Origin of the sequence: Paenarthrobacter sp. CAP02, from assembly GCF_040137855.1 — a bacterium.
Lineage (GTDB): Bacteria > Actinomycetota > Actinomycetes > Actinomycetales > Micrococcaceae > Arthrobacter.
The window spans coordinates 1-16,376 of record NZ_JBEEII010000018.1 but is presented as its reverse complement, the minus strand read 5'-3'; the positions used below and the strand labels follow the sequence as shown (position 1 = coordinate 16,376).

Genomic DNA, 16,376 nt, shown 5'->3' with positions numbered 1-16,376 from the left:
GTGAATGCATCCCCAAGGTCCGTAAATAGGAGCACATGCCTCTAGAGTTGGGGGATCAAGAGAAAGTCCTGTGGGCCGTAACGAACAATGGACCCGACGGCAATCGAGTCCATGTTCAGCGCGGTGCGCTCATTTGGTGCGGCAAGAGGGCCATAGAACCTCAAACATCACCCTTTGAGTTTATGGCCCCACGCACTAGGGCGCAACGACAGTTGTGCCCTCGGAGCGTGCGGCCGTGCCCTGTTCCTTCGGGAGGAGGTGCCCACCATGATTTCCAAACGCAAACGTGTGGAACCATGGGGCGCCTGGAACCTCGCGGATAACATCATCCGACTAGTCGTTGATGTTGCCCGGTGGTTCTGGCACAACATCCCCTAACCGGGAGCGGTGGCCGCCAGCAATGTCTGGCGGCCACCGTCCCGGCAGCGTGCTGCTGCGCTCGGGCCGAACCACGCGTCCTGATCCCGCCCCCTCCGGCATAAGCTGAGGTGGTGCAATTTTCTCTTTGGCTGGCCTTGGTTGGTGCCGGCACGCTGATCAGCTTCACTCCCGGCGCCGGGGCAATCTTCACCATGAGCAACTCGCTCAACTCCGGCTTCCGACGCTCCATCTGGGGCATCCTGGGCCAGCAGGTGGCATTGGTCATCCACATTCTGATCGTTGCCCTCGGTGTCGGTGTCCTGGTTTCCAACTCGCCGGTCGTCTTCAACGTTATCCGCTACGCGGGCGCGGCCTATCTGGTGTACCTCGGCATCCGGCAGTTCCTTCGGAAACCCGATCTGGACGAAGACCAGGTCGAAGAAATGAAGAACGAACCCGCCCTCTCCATGTTCCAGCGGGGCGTCTGGGTCAATCTGCTGAACCCAAAAGCAATCGTCTTTTTCCTGGCTTTCATGCCGCAGTTCATCCGCCCCGACCAGCCGCTGGTCCAACAATACGTGGTGCTGACCGCTACCGTCCTGGCGATCGACATCATGGTGATGTGGTTCTTCTTCGCATTGGCAGCCCGCTCATTCCAGCGTTTCACCCACGACCAACGTGGCCAGATGATCCTCAACCGCATTTTCGGTTGCTTGTTCGTGCTGGTGGGCATCCTGCTGGCAGTCATCCACTAGCCCCCGCAGCCAGGGCGAATGCTACGGTCGGAGGCATGGAGTCGAACTGGATCGAGCACCGACGCGCGGATGACGGCGAGCATGTTGGATGGATGAAACCCGTGGCCGATGGGTTCGTCGCCATTGATCTGCTTGGCCGTCCGCGGACCGAGATTGTGGACTGGTTGAGCGCGGAGGAAGTCCTCGATGACCTTGGCTTGCGCTACCTGGCCGATCCCCACGAATTGCGGCTCGACGACGGCAACTGGCTGCGCGTGCGGATTGCGGAAGTCACGCCCTCCTCGGTCCGGGTGAAGAAGGACGACTGGGGCGACATGACCGCTCCCCAAATCTATTTCACGGTCTCGCTTCCTGTGACGGAGGAACAGCTTCGCCCACTGTTGCGATGATTTCCGGGCTTCCTACGAAGTAGAACCCCGCACTACCAACGAACTCTCCAAGGTCACATGCGGCTCGGACAACTCGAGGCCCTCCATGAGCCCGCGCAGTTGCTCCCCCGCTTTGCGTCCCAGCGGGGTCGCAGGCAGGTGGACACTGGTGAGGCTGGGGTTGCTGGTGGCCGAATAGGGCAGGTCATCGAAGCCGGCCACCGCCAGTTCATCGGGGATCCGGACCCCCTCTACCCGCGCCTCCTGCAGGAGTCCATAAGCATGCGTATCGGTACCGCAGACGACGGCGGTCACCCCCTCGCGCTGCCAGCCCGGCCAGGCGTCGGCGAAAGCGGCAGCGGCAGCACCGACGTCGATCGCTGTTCTGATGATGTGCTCCTGTGAGACGGAAAGGCCCAACGAGGCGGCTTCCTCCAGGAAAGCGTCCCGGCGCAGCTTGAACGTTTCCGTTCCGGTAATGCCGTCCACGTACGCTGCCCTCGTGTGCCCGGAGGCGGCCAAGTGCCGGGCAAGTTCGCGGGCACCCTGGGCAACGTCGAGGTTGACGGATGGTGCGAAACTTTCAAGTCCGGGCGCGTCCAGGAGCACCAGGGGTCCGGCCGCTGAGAGATCTTCCAGGAATTCGGCACTGGGAGCGCCCACCAGCAGGCCAGCGGGGCGGAGGGCCAGCAATTTGCGCACGTCGGAGGCCTGTGGCGACTCCCCCGAATCTGCCACTGACAGCAGCAACTGGTATTCGGCGCCCAGCGATTCCCGCACGCCTGCGATCACGTTGGCGAAGAACGGGTTGGACACGTCCGGGGTCACCAGAATGACAATGGAGCTCACGCCGCGGGCCAGCGAACTGCCGATGCTGTCCACCACGTAACCAAGCTCGGAAATGGCGGTACGAACGCGGGAGATGTTGTCGTCTGACACGCGTCCCTGCGTCTTGCCGTTGGCCACCAGCGATACGGTCGCCGTGGAAACACCCGCCCGGGCGGCCACCATCGCGGCGGTCACTCGTGGCGCGCGGGCATGGCGCCGTTCCAGGGATTCCATGCATCGATCGTAGCGCTGTTATGCCGCCCTGACCTGCGAGAAGGCATCAAGCGCTTAACGCTGCGGTCTCAGAAAGTACGTTAAGCGTTTGACGCGACACCCGTTGCGGTGCCAGAATCACCCCTGAATGCTTACCGCCCTGCCCCGGGCAAGTACCTGGCAGGCCCCAATGACGTGGAGAGAAACGTGGATCCCAACACCCGCAAGAAGATCATTCTTGACTGCGACCCTGGCCATGACGACGCTGTGGCAATGCTGCTGGCTCATGGCAACCCGGACATCGAACTGCTCGCAGTAACAACGGTGGTGGGCAACCAGACCCTCGAGAAGGTCACCCGCAACGCCCTTTCAGTGGCCACCATCGCGGGCATCACGGGCGTTCCCTTCGCTGCCGGCTGCGACCGTCCCTTGGTCCGCACCATTGAAACCGCACCCGCCATCCACGGCGATTCCGGCATGGATGGCCCCGAGCAGCCCCAGTCCGCCATTGAGCTGGACCCGCGCCACGCCGTCGACCTCATCATTGACACCGTCATGGCGCATGAGCCGGGCACGGTCACCCTGGTTCCCACGGCGGGCCTGACCAACATCGCCATGGCAGCCCGCAAGGAACCGCGCATTGTTGAACGCGTCAAGGAAGTCGTCCTCATGGGCGGCGGCTACCACGTGGGCAACTGGAGCGCCGTGGCGGAGTTCAACATCATCATCGACCCCGAAGCCGCACACATCGTGTTCAACGAGAAGTGGCCCGTAGTGATGGTGGGCCTGGACCTCACGCACCAGGCTCTGGCCACGGACGAGGTGGTGGAGCGCATCGCAAAGATCGGCACCAAGCCCGCCAAGTTCGTCATGGAGCTGATGGACTTCTTCCAGAAGACCTACAAGGATGCCCAGGGCTTCGACTTCCCGCCCGTCCACGACCCCTGCGCCGTGGCCTACGTGATCGATCCCTCCGTCATGACCACCCGCAAGGTCCCCGTGGACATAGAACTCCAAGGCAAGCTCACGCTCGGCATGACTGTTGCCGATTTCCGCTCCCCTGCGCCGGAAGACTGCCACACCTCGGTGGCCGTGGACCTGGACCACAAGAAGTTCTGGGATCTTGTCACCGACGCGATCGTCAGGATTGGCGAGCCAACGCTCGACGGCGGCGCTGACGCCACCGCTGTTGACGCTACGGCCCAGGCCGTTCTGGCAGGGGAGGCAAAGTAATGTCCATCCTCGCCGAGACCAAGTCCACCCGCGGCAACGTCACCGCGCTCATGGTGGCCCTGCTGGCCGCCTGCGTTGCCTTCCAACTCAACGCCTCCATGCTCAGCCCCGCGCTGGTCACCATGGGCAACGAGCTCCAGACCGACCAAGCCACCATTGGGCTTTCCCAGACCTGGTTCTTTACTGCCGCAGCACTGTTCTCCCTCTTCCTCCCCCGCCTCAGCGACATCGTGGGACGCAAGAAGATCCTGGTGGGCATGATGCTCCTCATGGCTGTGGGCTCCGTCATCGCCGCCCTGGCTCCCGATGTCACGTGGCTGTTCGTGGGCCGCATCATCCAGGGTGTCAGCGGTCCCACGGTTCCGTTGTGCCTGATCATGCTCCGCTCTGCGGTCAGCAACCCGCGCAAATACGGCACCCTCATGGGCCTCATCACGGCGGTCAACGGCGGCGTGGCCGGTGTTGATTCCTTTGTTGGTGGCTACTTCGCTGAGAACTTCGGCTTCCGGAGCATCTTCTGGCTCATGGTGGCGCTGGCCGTCGTAGCGACCGCCCTGGTCGCAGTCCTGGCCGGTGAAAGCAAGCCTGCCGCGGGCACCACCATGGACTGGCTGGGCGTCTTCTTCATCGTGATCGCCGTGGGCGCGCTGCTGACGGCCCTGAACGAGGGCTCCAAGCTGGCCAGCGCTTTCGACTCCGGCACCCTCACCCTCGCGATCGTCCTCACGGTGATTGCCGCCGTCGCGTTCTACGCGTTCTGGACCGTTGAGAAGCGCGCCAAACAGCCCATGGTGGAAACCGTGCACCTGCGCCAGCGTTCCACCTGGGCTCCGCTGCTGACCACCACGCTGACCATGACCGGTATCTTCGCGGTCATCAACGGCATCGTGCCCGCCTACGTTCAGGCAGCAGAGCCCGGTTTCGGCGTTGGCCCCACCGAGATGTCCCTGATCATCCTCACGCCCTACGCCCTCCTGGGGTGGGTCTTCGGTCCTATCAGCGGCCGCCTGGCTCCCGTGTTGGGATACACCAAGGTCCTGCGCATCGGCATGATCGGCAGCATCGTAGCCCTGGCCATCATCGCGTTCTTTGGCCTCAGCAGCCTTCCCCTGATGATCGTCGGAACCGCCTTGCTGGGCATCATGTACGCCGGTACGGTCAACATCATGCTCAATGGCCTTGGCGTTGTGCTCTCTCCCAAGGGAAACCCCGGATTCCTTCCCGGCATGAACGCGGGCGCCTTCAACCTCGGCGCCGGGTTGAGCTTCCTTGTACTCCCCGCCGTCTTGGTGGCTACGGCCTCATTGGGCGACGCGAAGGCGTCCTACCTGACTGTCATTGTGGTGGGACTCGCCATTACCCTTGCGGCCTTCGCAGCGTCCCTGCTGATCCCCAAGCCCGTTGAAGCCGAGGTTTCCTCGGAGGAAGAAGTCACCGCATGAGCACCGCAGCCAAGGCGCCCAAGGCGGGAATCGTCGTCGTCGGCTCCCTCAATGCGGACCTGACCATCTACACGGACCGGCTCCCCAATCCCGGCGAGACCGTTCACGGTAACGGATTCGCAGTCAATCCCGGCGGCAAAAGCGCCAACCAAGCGGTGGCTGCGAGCAAGCTCGGCGGCGACGTCAGCCTGATCGGCGCGGTAGGTGAGGACTCCAACGGCACCATGCTCCTGGATTCAACGGCCAGCGCCGGGGTGGACGTGTCCCGCGTCCGTCGGTCCGGGACAGCCACCGGCGTGGCCGTGATTTCGGTGGACAGCAGCGGCGAAAACAGCATCATCATCTCGGCTGGCGCCAACGGCACCCTGGCCCCTGCCGACGTCGAACCCGCTGCTTTCAGCAACGCCGCCGTCGTCTGCCTCTGCCTGGAGGTCGGCACGGACACCGTTGTCGCGGCGGCCCAAGCAGGGCACGACGCCGGCGCAACGGTTCTTCTGAACCTCTCGCCTTACGCTGAGGTGCCGGAGGAATTGGTGCGGTTGAGCGACGTCCTGCTGGTGAACGCCCACGAGGCCGCGCTGTTCTTGGGCAACGAGGCAGGCATCCCTTCCGCCAACGCGGACGCGGGCGCCTGGGAACCCGTCCGGACCCGGTTTGCGGACCGCGGGATGCAGCGCGTTCTGGTGACGCTCGGCGCCCAAGGGTCTGTGGTGCTGGACTCGTTTGCTCGCGGCGAGGATCGGATCACCCGGGTTGAGCCCACCCGCGTCACGGCCGTGGACACCACCGGTGCCGGAGACGCGTTCACCGGCGGAGTCGCCGCACGGTTGGCCGCAGGCGATTCCTTGGCCGATGCCGCAGCCTTCGCTTCCGTGGCCGCCGCTCTGGCTGCCACCAAGAAGGGAACGCAGGCCGCGTACCCGAGTGCCGCTGAGGTTGAGGAACTGCGGCGGCAGGGAGGCCTGGGCTGAGTGACCTGACCAGCGGGCCGCCGACCGGCGGCCGATGGCCGTGGCCCGCTGGTGACGATTTCGGACCGCAATAGTAGGGTGCGGGGTACGCCGGCCGTGCAGACTTGAAACCGAAGGGGGGACCGTGATTCAAGCACTGAACCAACTGGTCGATTACATCGAGGGCCACCTCTCCGAGGAGATCGACATTGATGTTGTGGCGGTCAGCCTGGGCATGACGGAGTACCATCTCCGGCGGATGTTCTCGGCATTGGCCGGTCTGCCGCTCTCCGAGTACGTCCGACGACGCCGCATGACCGTGGCTGCAACGGATGTTCTGGGAGAAGACGGTCTGCTGGCGATCTCGGTGCGCTACGGTTACGGCTCGACCGAAGCCTTTAACCGGGCCTTCCGATCAGTACACGGCGTGGGCCCCGGCCATATACGCCGGAACGGCGGTCCCCTTCATACGCAACCGCAGCTCAGGTTCCACCTGACCGTTGAAGGGAACACCACCATGAAAACCCGCATCGTGGACCGGCCGGCATTCCGGCTGGCAGGCCATTCTGTTCGTGTGCCGCTTATCCACCACGGCCCCAACCCCCACATTCAGGCGCACATCGCCTCACTGCCAGTGGAAGAACACGCCCGGCTTAAGGACTTGAGCGGCACTGACCCTAAGGGCCTGCTCCAGGTGAGCGCCGACGTCGACCCCGACTACAAAGAGGGCAGCGACTTGACCTACCTTCACGGCGTCGCCGTCACCGAAACCGCAACGGTGCCCGAAGAACTTGACGTGATCAAGGTACCTGCAGGGACTTGGGCAGTGTTCCACGCTGAAGGGGCTTATCCGGAGGTCCTGCAATCCACCTGGGCCGCCACGGCCACCGATTGGTTCCCATCCAATCCCTGGCGGCTGCGCCCCGGGCCCTCGATGGTGGCAATACTGGATCGCACCGCCGACTTCAGCGAAGCCACCTGCGAACTTTGGCTTCCGATCGAACGTTCCTAGTGCACACCGGGCCTTTGGCAGAATAAGACCATGGCAAGCGGATCAGGAGTGAACACCGTCCGACCAGCCGATCTCAGCGGAGCCGATGCCGGGGCGGTGAGTCGGCTGGTCGAGGCCTATCTCATGCAGACTGAGCGCGAGAAGGCCGACCACTTGGGCGGCATCTTCGTCGACGCGGCGCTCCCTGGACGCTACCGCGAGGAAATCGACGCCCCAGAGCTGGCCTACCGGAATGGGGCTGTTTACCTCGCTGAACTCGACGATCTGCCGGTCGGAATCGTGGTGGTGCAGCAGAGTGCAGAGGCGCGCGAGGTCAAGCGGTTTTGGGTTGAACCCAGCGCGCGGGGACACCGGGTGGGCTCTGCCTTGATGGATGCCGCCATGAAACAGAGGGACCTTCCTATCCGCCTGACGGTCTGGGACTGGCGGGACGATGCAATACGCATGTACGCGAAACGTGGTTTCGCTCCCGTTCCATCTTGGGAAGACCGGCCACGCCTTCTGTGCATGGAGGCCGTCCTTTAGCGGCCTACGGCTTCCGGCCAAAGCTGCGTCGGATTCAACCGCTGGCCCGCTTCCCGACTCTCGTTTCACGTCCCTTTGCTATAGGCTCTCCAAGTCATCGGAAACTTGGGGGAACCATGAATAAACGATCTAAATCTGCCATCGCGGCCTTGGCTATTGCGCCAATAATTGGACTCGGATTTGCGTGGGCTGTCGCTTCCTCACCCTCGCGGGCTGTGACCGCAGGGGCAGGCGAAAAAAGTCACCCGGAGTGCTACAACGCCACCAAGCTCAACGATCCAAATGACTTCTGCTACCAGACAATAGGTCCTTGGAACAGCACCAGGTCCTCAGACGAGGAAGTCCGTTCGCTCATGTCCCTTGAACGCATGGTTGAGTTCGGTTTGAAAGTCGAAGAGATCCAGCGGTACTACCCCGACTACAGTCCGTCTTCCAAGTAGGACCGACGGCGCCGCGCTCCGCCGGGCACCAGCTCAACCTCCGGCTACGCCGCTTAGGCGGACCGGCGGGCAGCGCGTTGGCTTGAGCGTTCCGCTGCCTTGCGGCTGAGTGCGCCGTGACCGGCCATGAGCCGGGGAACCACAACGTATACCGCAGCGGGAACCACCAGAGCCGTCAGCATCAAGGCGCGAAGCACGGGGTGCAAGGGTTCCATGATGGGGCCCAGCAGCAGCATGCCGATGGAAACCAGCGGGAAAATTGCCAACCAGGTGATCAGGGCCCGCATGTGGACCGAGGGGGCTTTCGGGGGCACTGGCGTTGCTGGCTCGACGCGGGTAGGCGTGGCCTGTTCTGTAGTGGCTTCGATGGTCATGAGGTTTCTCCAACCAGATAGTTGCAATTGACTGGAATCACCATAACCCCGGCCATCAGGAAATTACAACCACTTAGTTGGAAAATGCTAAGATGACTGCATGGCCTGGGACACGGAGCGAACCAAGGGGCTGCTGCTCAGTGCAGCAACCACAGAATTTTGCACGCGCGGACTGGCTGGCGCCCGCATCGACCGGATCGCTGCCGAAGCCGGCGTCAACAAGGAACGGATTTACCAGTATTTCGGCAACAAGAACGCATTGTTCGACGCCGTGATTGTCACCGCCCTGACCAACCTCATGGACGAAGTCCCCATCGAGGGCTCCGGCCCTGAAGCCATGGCTGATTACGCCGGGAGGCTTTTCGATCACCACCAGGTGGATGCCACTGCCCCGCGACTGCTGTTCTGGGAGGGATTGGAACGCGGAACCGACGTTGTGGGCCTACCCAAACGGATGGCCAACTGCGCATCCAAGGTCAACAGCACCATTGCAGCGCTCCCCGGCATCTCGCGGGAGGACGCGGGTGATCTCCTCATCACCATCGTCAGCCTGTGCGATTCCGCTCCCGTGCTGCCGGCTCTCGACGGGCTGATGGCCGGCGATAACCCGGGCCGCACCGAAAGGCGACGCGCCGCCGTCGTACGTACCGTCCACTTGATGGCCGCCGCGCTGGCCGCCGAAGCGGCGGCATCCGAAGCGGCAACAACCGAAGCGGCAACAGCCTAACTCCAGCGACCTTGTGACAGGTTTGACACGAAAAGTGACTCGCTTGTGAAGTAGCCCCTAGCCAAGAGGGGGTGCCATCAATCATGCTTGCCTCATGTACTCAACGTCGAGCCCATACCGCATCATTACGGTCTGCACAGGGAACATCTGCCGCTCACCCATGGCAGCCCTCATGCTCACCGAAGCCTTCGCAGCGGAAGGGCTCAGCGACGTCGTTGTGGTGGACTCCGCCGGCACCACCGGGTACGAGGTTGGACACCCCATAGACCCCCGGGCCGCGCGTGTCCTGACCGCCAAGCACATACCCTCGGAGAACCACGTTGCCCGCCAGTGGCGCAGTGAATGGTTCACTGAGCGGGACCTGATCCTCGCCTTGGATGTTGACCACTTCGGGTGGCTACAGGAGGGCGCTCCGGACGCCGGCGCACTGGAAAGAGTCCGGATGCTGCGCAGTTTCGATCCCGCCACGGCGGGTCGCAGCTCCCTCGATCTGGGCATCGAAGACCCCTGGTATGGGGGCCACACGGACTTCGACACCACGTGGACCCTCATCAAGGACGCCATTCCCGGGATCGTCCAACACGTCAAAACAGCCGTCGGCCCCCAGGTCGAGGCCAAATCCGGCGATCACCAGCAGGTAACCTCTATGTCATGACCCCTGCACCCGTGATCATTGCTGTTGATGGCAGGTCCGGTGCAGGAAAGACCACTTTGGCCGTCGAATTGGCGGCCCGGTTGCGCCAGCACCACAAAGTTTCACTGTTCCACCTGGAAGACATCTATCCGGGCTGGAACGGCCTCATGCCCGGCATCGAACGGTACGTTGCCACGGTCCTCCCGCCCCTGAATGCCGGCCTCGCTGCCGAATGGACAAGTTGGGATTGGGAACGCCATTACGACGGCGGCCTGAAAGTTACCCTGCCCGCCGAGATCGTGATCGTGGAAGGCGTGGGCGCCGCTGCAGAAGCCGCCCGGCCGATGCTGGACGCCGTAGTGTGGGTCGAGTCCCCCGGGGACGACCGCCGCCGTCGAGCCCTGACGCGTGACGGAAGTACCTACGAACCGTACTGGGACACTTGGGCGGCGCAGGAAGACGCCTGGCTGGAATCGGACCCGGTGGCCAGCGCCGCGGACGTCCGCGTCCTCAACCGTGCCGATGGGAGCGCCCCCGACGACGTCCTGCAGGCCCTCATGTACCTGCCGTCCATGGCGGCAATCCTCGCCCCGGAGCTCAGTGCCCGCAGGGGACTTCAGCTCCGGTCCGAGCGCGTGGACACCACGCCTGACGCAGCCCGGCTTTTTGAGGCGCTCTACGGCCAGTCCGCCAACGCTGTCTGGCTGGACTCCTCCAACGCGTCGGCCGTTGCCGGGACGTCCCAGGCCGCGGCACGCAGCCGCTTCAGCATTTTGGCTGACGACGGCGGCACTTACGGCCAGCTGGCGATGCACCGATCCGGCGTCACGCAAGTTACTGCCGGCTGCGCCACAGTGGCCACACCGGGGACGTTTTTCCGGTGGCTCGACTCCGTGTGGGGCCGCCGGGCAGTCCGGGCACCCCACGGTTACGACGGCCAGTTCACGCTCGGCTGGCTCGGATACCTTGGGTATGAGCTCAAACGCGAAACCGGCGGGAGCGACGTCCAGTCCGAAACCCCCGACGCAGCGCTGCTCTTCGCCGGCCGCGCCATCGTCCTTGATCACCGCGAACAAACCGCATGGCTGCTGGCCCTGGATGCGCCCGACGCCGACGCCTGGTTCCGCACGGCACGCACCGCCGTCGTGGCCGCCGCCGTCCCGGCTGCCACCGCCGTCGACGCTCCTTCGGGGACGGTCCCTGAATTCGTCAGCCGCGACTCCGCTACAGACTACAAGCGGAAAATCGCGGCCTCCCAACACGAAATTTCTGAAGGCAACTCGTACGAGGTCTGCCTCACGACCACCCTTGAAGCACTCGCCGGCAGCCTGGATCCTTGGTTTGCGTACCTCAACCTTCGACGCCGTAACCCGGCACCGTTTGCCAGTTACCTGCGGTTCGGCGAACTGGTGGTCGCGAGTACGTCACCCGAACGGTTCCTCCGGATCCTGTCCGACGGCGGTATGCGCGCCGAGCCGATCAAGGGCACGCGTGGGCGCAGTTCCGATCCGGCTGAGGACGCAGCCTTGCGGCACGACCTGGTGACCTCGCTGAAGGACCGCGCGGAGAACATCATGATCGTGGACCTGCTGCGCAACGACCTCAGCCACTTCGCCATCCCGGGTTCGGTCACTGTGAGCCGGCTGTGCGCGATCGAAAGCTACGCCACGGTCCACCAAATGGTGAGCACAGTGGATGCGCACCTCAATCCGGGGGCTCCCCGGGCCGAAGCGGTAGCCGCCGCATTTCCTGCGGGCTCAATGACCGGCGCTCCCAAAATCAGCACCATGGACATCCTCGACCAGCTTGAGTCTGGGCCCCGGGGGATCTACTCGGGAGCTATCGGCTACTTCTCGCTCAACGCTGCCACGGACCTCGCCGTGGTGATTCGAACCCTGGTGGTAAACCCTTCCGGAGCGAACGGGCGGACCCTGAGCCTGGGCGTGGGCGGGGCCATCACGGCGGATTCAGTGACCGATGACGAGTACGAGGAAATCCGGACCAAGGCGTACGGCGTGCTGTCCACGCTTGGCGCAGGCTTCCCGGGCTGAGGAACTACTGGAGCGTCGCCGTCAATCTGGCCACGTTATCCACATACTTGGCCAGCGGGGGCCTATCAACCCAGTCTTCCAACATAAGCTCACGGGACACCTCGCGATACGTGGACTCCACGGCACGCATAAGGTTCACGGTTTCGGTGCCCAACAGCATCACCGAAACCTCCATGTTCAGGGAGAAGGAGCGCATGTCCATGTTGCTGGAACCAAGAACTGCCACCTCATCGTCAATGGTGAAGTGCTTGGCGTGGAGGACGTACGGTGCCCGGTACAGGTAAATGCGCACGCCGGCATCCAGGAGGGCCTCGTAGTAGGAGCGTTGGGCGTGGTGGACCAGGAACTGGTCGCCTTTCTCGGAGACGAACAGCTCCACGTCCACGCCGCGCTGCGCCGCAGTGGTGATGGCGTAGAGCAACGAGTCATCCGGAACGAAATACGGGCTGCAGATGGAGATTCTGTGCTGCGCGGAGTAGATCAGGGTGTTGAACAGGCGGAGGTTGTTCTCGGTCGCAAAACCCGGACCACTCGGAACCACCTGAGCCGTAACGTTGCCCGGAGACGGCTGGGAAGGCAGCCGGAGCTGGTCCTCCAGGGATTCGTCCGTCTCGCTGAGCCAGTCCGTCGCGAACACGACGTTGAGGGTCGCCACGATCGGGCCTTCAAGCCGGGACATGAGTTCAACCCACTTGCGGCCCACCTTGCGGTGCTTGGGGTTGTTGTATGAAGGCTCAATCAGGTTCTGCGAGCCTGTGAAGGCAACGGTTCCGTCAATCACCATGATCTTGCGGTGGTTCCGGAGATCAGGGCGCCGCCACTGGCCATGGATGGGAAGCAAAGGAAGCATCCGCCGCCACTGGATCTTTCCAGCCTTGAGCCTGCGGATCAGCCGCCGGTAGCCCTTCACCCTGAGCGTCCCGATGTGGTCGAAAAGCAGCCTGACTTCAACCCCACGTTCAGCCGCTTTTTCCAACTCCGTCAGCAGCTCGTCCGTGACGGAGTCGCTGCTCATGATGTAGAACTCTGCGTTGACGTACCTGGTGGCACCCCTGACTGCCTCGGCCATGGCCTTGATGGACTCTTCGTAGCCAGGAATGAGCTCTACTTTGTTGCCGTCAACCATGGGCAAGGATCCCAGCCGATGGTTGAGTTCTCCTGCCGATTTCACCCATTCGGGGCCCGAGTAATCGCTCACGGGATCGGACAGATCGGAGGTTACGGCGCGGACCCGGCGGTTGACTTCTTCCTGCTGCTCCCGCCTGCGCTTTGACAGCTTGAAGTTTCCGAAAAGCAGGAACAGGACGAAGCCGACCGATGGGATGAGAAACACAGCCAGAAGCCATGCCATGGCCGTGGTGGGACGACGGTTGCCGGGAATGATGCCAAGCAGCACGATGCGCATGGCGATTTCCACAATGGCCCAAACACCCAGTAACCAGGTCCACTCCTGGCCCAAAGGAAAAGGAAAGAGCACCGACCAACCCCCACGTTCCGTGAACAACAGTGACCACAGCCTATCCGGCAAAGTCATATCCAATGGCCCGGCACTAAGCTGGGACCATGACTTCACCTGCCCCCACGGTCCTGGTTTTCCTGGATCCCGCGTTCGAAAACGGCCGACTTGCCGATTCCAGCCAACCTCAGCTCATGGCAACGGATCTGGGCGCCACACGTGGCGATGGAGTGTTCGAATCGCTGCTGGCGGTCCAGGGACACCCCCGCAAGGTCCAGGCGCACCTGAACCGTTTGGGCGGTTCCGCGGATGCGCTCGATCTCACACTTCCGGAGCAGGACGCCTGGCGCAGGGCCATAGATACCGCCATAACCGAGTTCCGCCGCGTCCACCCGGCCCCGACGCCGGAGGAGGACGAGGTAGTCGTCAAGCTGATCGTGACCCGCGGCGTCGAAGGCGCGGCCAGTCCCACCTGCTGGGTACAGGCCTCGCCGTCCCCCGCGGGCGGCCGCCGGCAGCGCGAGACGGGCATCGACGTCGTCCTTTTGGACCGCGGCTTCGACACCGAAGCCGGAGAGCGTGCACCCTGGCTGCTGCTGGGCGCCAAGACGCTCTCCTATGCGGTCAACATGGCGGCCCTTCGCTACGCGCACAAGCAGGGCGTTGACGACGCCATCTTCACCTCCACAGACGGCCGCGTCCTGGAAGGCCCGACGTCCACCGTGCTGCTGGCTCACCTTGAGGAAATTGACGACGGCGAGGGTTCGGTCAGGACTGTACGCCGCCTCATCACGCCCCAACACGACAGCGGCATTCTGCCCGGAACCTCCCAAGGCGCCCTCTTTGCTGCAGCGAAGGCAGCAGGTTGGGAGCTTGGCTACGGGCCGCTCGTCCCACAGGACCTGTTCGACGCCGACGCTGTCTGGCTTATCTCGAGCATCCGTTTGATCGCTCCCGTGAACCACATCAACGGCAAGGAAATCGGCACGCCCGCTGTACGGAAGCAGCTCACAGCCGAGTTGAACGAGCTGTTCGCCGGAATCGAGTAGGCCGGCCCCGCGGAGCCCACGGCTAGGGGGCTCCGCTTGGAACCTAGCAGGTCACAAGCAGAGTAATCGCTCGCGTGACTTATAGATAAGAAATGCTTGGCCTCAGCCACAACGTTCCTGCGGGTCCAATCGCGATTCTTATCCTCCTTGAAATGCTCATCCGTCATGTGATGAATCTTGTTCTCGTGTTAGTTGGATCACGTCCGGCTGGCACAACCCGAAACTTTGCTGGCTAACTTCCCGGAGGGAATATGGGACTCAGCTCCCCCACAGAGGCCGAAGCATCGGCAACCAAGGCGCAGCCCCAGACTGACGCCCCGTCAACAGGTCTTCGCCGGTCCATGGAGGCCCGGCACCTGGTGATGATCGCCATGGGCGGCGTCATCGGCTCTGGCCTGTTCGTCAGTTCCGGTTACACGATCGCCACCGCGGGCCCACTCGGCGCGGTCCTGGCGTTCCTTATCGGCGCTGTCGTCGTTTATCTGGTGATGGCCTGCCTCGGGGAACTCGCCGTAGCGTTCCCCGTTTCCGGCGCTTTCCACATCTACGCGGCCCGGACCATCGGCCCTGCAACGGGCTTCGCCACCGCCTGGCTTTACTGGCTTTGCTGGGCCGTGGCCCTGGGCTCTGAATTCACGGCGGCCGGCCTCCTCATGCAACGTTGGTTCCCCGGTGTCGACGTATGGATCTGGTGCTTTGTCTTCGCAACAGTCCTTTTCACACTGAATGCCATCTCATCGCGGGTCTTCGGCGAATCTGAGTTTTGGTTCGCGCTGATCAAGGTCGCCGCCGTCGTCGGCCTCATCATCCTGGGCGGTGCCGCGCTGGCTGGCTTCCACCCGCTCGCCACCGGCGACTACCCCTCATTTGGCTCGAACTTCACCACTCCGGATGGTCTTTTCCCCAACGGCTTCACAGGAGTCTTCGTCACCTGCTTGGCCGTGTTCTACGCCTTCTCCGGCTCCGAACTGATCGGCGTCGCAGCAGGGGAAACGGCCAACCCCGGTGCCACCATCCCCAAGGCCATGCGTACCACGGTCATCCGGCTCATGATCTTCTTCGTCGGCGCAATCGTGGTCATCGCGGCCACCATCCCGTACGAGCAGGTCAGCGTGGATGAGAGCCCGTTCGTCACCGTCTTCTCCATGCTCGGGATCCCCTTCGCCGCGGACATCATGAACTTCGTGATCATCACGGCGCTGCTCTCGGCCGGCAACTGCGGGCTCTTCTCTTGTGCCCGCATGCTGTTCTCGCTGGCAGACGAAGGCCACGCACCCAAAGCCTTCAAGAAGCTGACCAAACGCGGCATCCCCATGATCGCCCTGTGTGTCAGCATGCTTGGCGGCCTGGCTTCGCTGATCAGCAGCGTTGTGGCGCCTTCCACTGTCTACCTCGTGCTGGTGTCCGTGGCCGGCTTCGCGACGGTGGGTGTCTGGATGTCGATCGTCGCTTCACACTTCATCTACCGCCGGACCTTCGTGAAGAACGGAGGGGACCTCTCAACGCTCCCCTACAAGGCCCCGCTCTTCCCCTTGGTCCCGATCCTGGCCTTCGCCTTATGCCTGGTGTCGCTGATCGGTATTGCCTTTGATCCCAACCAGGTCGCCGCGCTGTCGTTCGGTGTTCCGTTTGTTGGAGCCTGCTACGCGTTTTTCTACTTCAAGTACGGACGACGGCGGTCGCTCAAGAAGGTTGCCGGCGCTTAGGCCCTGAGCCTCCCGACCCCGCGTGACGAAGGACCAGCCCCTGGACAACCTGAACGGTTTCCCAGGGGCTGGTCCCGTCTGACGCTCACTCACACCCCACCCCCATCAACCCAACCCTCACTCACACCCCACCCCCATCAACCCAACCCTCACTCACAACCCACCCCCATCAACCCAACCCTCACTCACAACCCACCGCCTTCACCCGAACGCTCACTCACATCCCACCGCCTTCACCCGAACGCTCACTCAC

Annotated in this window: 16 protein-coding genes; 13 read left to right on the top strand and 3 right to left on the bottom strand. The window is 63.2% G+C overall.

From position 1 onward, the window contains the following. Positions 1 to 491 precede the first annotated feature (491 nt). Together ABHM97_RS20855 and ABHM97_RS20850 are read left to right on the top strand one after the other, a co-directional pair. Positions 492 to 1,115 (top strand): LysE family transporter, encoded by a 624-nt coding sequence (locus tag ABHM97_RS20855; protein WP_349472072.1) that lies wholly within the window; start codon positions 492 to 494, stop codon positions 1,113 to 1,115. A 35-nt stretch (positions 1,116 to 1,150) separates the two neighbouring features. Continuing rightward, the gene (locus tag ABHM97_RS20850; protein WP_349472071.1) at positions 1,151 to 1,504 is read left to right on the top strand and encodes a hypothetical protein; all 354 of its coding nucleotides are present in this window, start codon (positions 1,151 to 1,153) and stop codon (positions 1,502 to 1,504) included. A 12-nt stretch (positions 1,505 to 1,516) separates the two neighbouring features. On the opposite strand, the gene ABHM97_RS20845 is transcribed toward ABHM97_RS20850, so the two are convergent. Further along, positions 1,517 to 2,545, bottom strand: coding sequence for a LacI family DNA-binding transcriptional regulator (locus ABHM97_RS20845; protein WP_235517822.1), 1,029 nt, complete (start codon positions 2,543 to 2,545; stop codon positions 1,517 to 1,519). Between the two features lie 186 nt (positions 2,546 to 2,731). On the opposite strand from ABHM97_RS20845, the gene uriH reads away from it, so the two are divergent. From uriH to ABHM97_RS20815, 6 genes are all read left to right on the top strand, one after another. Then, on the top strand, positions 2,732 to 3,757 hold the full coding sequence (gene uriH / locus ABHM97_RS20840; RefSeq protein ID WP_349472070.1) for a uridine-preferring nucleoside hydrolase UriH: 1,026 nt from the start codon (positions 2,732 to 2,734) through the stop codon (positions 3,755 to 3,757). Beyond that, entirely contained in the window at positions 3,757 to 5,199 is a 1,443-nt protein-coding gene (gene uriT / locus ABHM97_RS20835; protein ID WP_349472069.1) for a uridine transporter UriT, read from the top strand. The genes uriH and uriT overlap by 1 nt, the downstream gene beginning before the upstream one ends. After that, positions 5,196 to 6,170, top strand: a complete 975-nt coding sequence (locus tag ABHM97_RS20830) for a ribokinase (protein WP_349472068.1) — start codon at positions 5,196 to 5,198, stop codon at positions 6,168 to 6,170. Before uriT ends, ABHM97_RS20830 begins: the two co-directional genes overlap by 4 nt. A gap of 124 nt (positions 6,171 to 6,294) precedes the next feature. Next, on the top strand, positions 6,295 to 7,161 hold the full coding sequence (locus ABHM97_RS20825; RefSeq protein ID WP_349472067.1) for an AraC family transcriptional regulator: 867 nt from the start codon (positions 6,295 to 6,297) through the stop codon (positions 7,159 to 7,161). Positions 7,162 to 7,191: 30 nt separating this feature from the next. Next, positions 7,192 to 7,686 carry a GNAT family N-acetyltransferase gene (locus ABHM97_RS20820; RefSeq protein ID WP_349472066.1) on the top strand — a complete coding sequence of 165 codons (495 nt, stop codon included), beginning with the start codon at positions 7,192 to 7,194 and terminating at the stop codon, positions 7,684 to 7,686. Positions 7,687 to 7,802: 116 nt separating this feature from the next. Beyond that, positions 7,803 to 8,126, top strand: a complete 324-nt coding sequence (locus tag ABHM97_RS20815) for a hypothetical protein (RefSeq protein ID WP_349472065.1) — start codon at positions 7,803 to 7,805, stop codon at positions 8,124 to 8,126. 53 nt (positions 8,127 to 8,179) lie between these two features. On the opposite strand, the gene ABHM97_RS20810 is transcribed toward ABHM97_RS20815, so the two are convergent. Then, positions 8,180 to 8,500: a putative antibiotic biosynthesis monooxygenase gene (locus tag ABHM97_RS20810; RefSeq protein ID WP_235517829.1), complete on the bottom strand. Its 321-nt coding sequence runs from the start codon at positions 8,498 to 8,500 to the stop codon at positions 8,180 to 8,182. Between the two features lie 100 nt (positions 8,501 to 8,600). On the opposite strand from ABHM97_RS20810, the gene ABHM97_RS20805 reads away from it, so the two are divergent. From ABHM97_RS20805 to pabB, 3 genes are all read left to right on the top strand, one after another. Further along, on the top strand, positions 8,601 to 9,227 hold the full coding sequence (locus ABHM97_RS20805) for a TetR/AcrR family transcriptional regulator (RefSeq protein WP_235517830.1): 627 nt from the start codon (positions 8,601 to 8,603) through the stop codon (positions 9,225 to 9,227). A 94-nt stretch (positions 9,228 to 9,321) separates the two neighbouring features. Further along, positions 9,322 to 9,882: a low molecular weight protein-tyrosine-phosphatase gene (locus tag ABHM97_RS20800; RefSeq protein WP_349472064.1), complete on the top strand. Its 561-nt coding sequence runs from the start codon at positions 9,322 to 9,324 to the stop codon at positions 9,880 to 9,882. Then, positions 9,879 to 11,912: an aminodeoxychorismate synthase component I gene (gene pabB, locus ABHM97_RS20795; RefSeq protein ID WP_349472063.1), complete on the top strand. Its 2,034-nt coding sequence runs from the start codon at positions 9,879 to 9,881 to the stop codon at positions 11,910 to 11,912. Before ABHM97_RS20800 ends, pabB begins: the two co-directional genes overlap by 4 nt. 4 nt (positions 11,913 to 11,916) lie before the next feature. On the opposite strand, the gene cls is transcribed toward pabB, so the two are convergent. Next, entirely contained in the window at positions 11,917 to 13,446 is a 1,530-nt protein-coding gene (gene cls, locus ABHM97_RS20790) for a cardiolipin synthase (RefSeq protein ID WP_349472062.1), read from the bottom strand. 29 nt (positions 13,447 to 13,475) lie between these two features. On the opposite strand from cls, the gene ABHM97_RS20785 reads away from it, so the two are divergent. Then, positions 13,476 to 14,417, top strand: coding sequence for an aminodeoxychorismate lyase (locus tag ABHM97_RS20785; protein WP_349472061.1), 942 nt, complete (start codon positions 13,476 to 13,478; stop codon positions 14,415 to 14,417). A gap of 251 nt (positions 14,418 to 14,668) precedes the next feature. Continuing rightward, the gene (locus ABHM97_RS20780) at positions 14,669 to 16,123 is read left to right on the top strand and encodes an amino acid permease (protein ID WP_349472060.1); all 1,455 of its coding nucleotides are present in this window, start codon (positions 14,669 to 14,671) and stop codon (positions 16,121 to 16,123) included. The last annotated feature ends 253 nt before the right edge of the window (positions 16,124 to 16,376 follow it).